Annotated in this window: 1 protein-coding gene; it reads left to right on the forward strand. The window is 59.3% G+C overall.

Annotated features, from left to right (window positions below; all coding sequences use genetic code 11):
- Positions 1-151: 151 nt before the first annotated feature.
- Positions 152-499: recombinase family protein (locus P2081_RS20315; protein ID WP_278924605.1), on the forward strand; the 348-nt coding region annotated here is incomplete at its 3' end.

The following is a 499-nucleotide window of genomic DNA, read 5'->3' on the forward strand; positions in this document are numbered from 1 at the left end:
CCCATGTCTATCACTCCCAATCCCCCCAACGAAAACCGTCGGGGCAGTGTGTTCACATGGGTCAATTCTCAGTGACAATTTATCGGCATACCGGGTCAGTTCTCAGTGACAATCAACAGGCGAGCAGGACATCAACGCCGATGAAGCGCTGGTGGTGGAACGGATATTCACGGAATACGCCGCAGGGAAATCGCCGATCCAGATCGCCACCGATCTCAATGCCGACGGGATCCCTGCCTCGCGCAGCAAGGGCAACAGTTCCGGCCACTGGCGTCAGACCACCATCAACGGCAATCGTGAACGCGGCACCGGCATCCTGAACAACGAACTCTACATTGGACGGCGCCTGTGGAACCGGCTGCGCTATTCCAAACACCCCGAGACCGGCAAACGTGTCTCGCGGCTGAACCCGCCCGAAGATTGGATCACGTTCGAGGCCCCGGATCTCCGGATTGTCGAGCAATCCGTCTGGGAGGCGGCAAAGGCGCGCCAGACAGCC

Origin of the sequence: Pseudophaeobacter profundi, assembly GCF_029697505.1 — a bacterium.
In the GTDB taxonomy this organism is placed as follows: domain Bacteria; phylum Pseudomonadota; class Alphaproteobacteria; order Rhodobacterales; family Rhodobacteraceae; genus Pseudophaeobacter; species Pseudophaeobacter profundi.